The sequence below is a fragment of the Atribacter sp. genome, assembly GCF_035418125.1.
In the GTDB taxonomy this organism is placed as follows: domain Bacteria; phylum Atribacterota; class Atribacteria; order Atribacterales; family Atribacteraceae; genus Atribacter; species Atribacter allofermentans.
Map to the genome: position 1 here is coordinate 1 of NZ_DAOLQM010000348.1, position 1,699 is coordinate 1,699.

Genomic DNA, 1,699 nt, shown 5'->3' on the forward strand with positions numbered 1-1,699 from the left:
GCCTTGACTGCAGATGAAATTCTTGATCAAATGGAAGAGAAAAGAGCAGTCAATACCACCCAAAAATCGGTTGGTAAAATGACCTTATCTGATGATAAAGGAAAAGAAGAAATACGTGACTTAGTCATGTATTCAATTGATGACTCTGAAAATCCACAAAATCGTGCTTTTATATTTCGATTTTTAAGCCCGGCTGAAGTTAAAAATGTAACTATGCTCAGTACTAAAGACGGTGACGAAATATATCTTTTTATGCCAGCTTTTAAAAAGGTTCGTCGGATTGCCGGATCGAGTAAAAAGGAGAAATTTGCTGGAACCAATTTTTCCTTTGGAGACTTTAGCGGTGGATATTCAAAGGACGATTATGAAGCGTCTTTGGCCAGTGAAGACGATCAAAATTATGTATTGGATCTTAAGCCCAATGACCCTGATACTGATTATTCAAAACTCATTATGACGGTTGATAAGGAAAAGTTCTACTTTAAAAAAATTGAATTCATCGATCTTAATGGTAATCATTGGAAGGTATTAGAAGTTCAAGAGGTTCAAGAAGAGGAAGATGGAACTATTACCATATTAAAAATGACTTTCCAAGACCTGAAAGATAATACGAGATCATATATGGAAATGGGAAGTGTCGAGAAAGATATTGAACTCCCAAAAAATTTCTTTAGTGTTAGAACCATTCAGCGTCCTGAGCTTTGAGGTCTATGGTTATGAAACAAGTTCAAAGATTCCTTCTCATTATTGCTCTTTTATTCTTAGTTACATCAGGTGTATTTGCGGCAGATATAAACGGTGAAGTAAAAACTTTTGGGAGTTATACATTTGGTACCGGTAACTTTGAGTATGGAAGTTCACTTCAACTGACTTACAATCCATCGTTGAGTAGTGAATATTATTTGATGGTTGATACGACCTTAAAATATCAGTCGGATGATAACTATTCTCCAATTCGAATAAATGAATTATACCTACAAGGTGTTGCCACCCCATCAGAAGATATCGACTTTAAATTAGGTTATCTTCATTTGACTTGGGGAGCAAGTGATGCTTTTAGCCCGGTTGACAACCTTAATCCCCGGCCTTTTTCTCAATCAATCAGCGGGGATGCTTTAGATGAAAAAATCCCAGTTCTAGCTCTTAAAGCCGAATGGTATATGAATCCTACTTGGTCAATGGAATTTGTTTACCAACCCGAATTCCGTTCCAATTTTACTCCTGATTACGTTGAGCAATTATTTTTTGGAAACCAATTAGCTCCTTTATTAGGAGTGAACCCACAAACCATGCAAATCCAAATAGAAAAAGAGTCACCCGACGTTGATTTTGCTCAACCAATTTGGGGAATAAGAGCCCGTGGAAAAGTAGGAAGCATCGATACCGCCTTTAGTTTTCTCAAAGGGTATTACCTTTCGGCTTTTCCCTATCAAACCGATATTACTCTCAACACTGATGGTTCAAGTTCGGTTCTAGCCAAGATGGGTTATCCAGAAAAAAGCGTTCTCGGCGCTGAGTTTCAAGGAGAAATTCCCGGAATTGCTGGGGTCACATTTCGAGCTGATTTTGCTCTTTTTATTCCTGAACAATGGAGCAATCAGATCGCTACTCATAGTCCTGATGGAACAACCAGTTTTACTACAGTGGATGTATTTGATGAGATGTACTGGAAAGCCAGTGTCGGTGCCGATTATACTGC

Annotated in this window: 2 protein-coding genes; both read left to right on the plus strand. The window is 38.0% G+C overall.

The window, feature by feature from the left end; genetic code table 11:
- Positions 1-705: outer membrane lipoprotein-sorting protein (locus PLK24_RS11285; protein WP_324479204.1), on the plus strand; the 705-nt coding region annotated here is incomplete at its 5' end.
- An 11-nt stretch (positions 706-716) separates the two neighbouring features.
- The coding region (locus PLK24_RS11290; RefSeq protein WP_324479206.1) for a DUF1302 family protein at positions 717-1,699 on the plus strand (983 nt) is incomplete at its 3' end.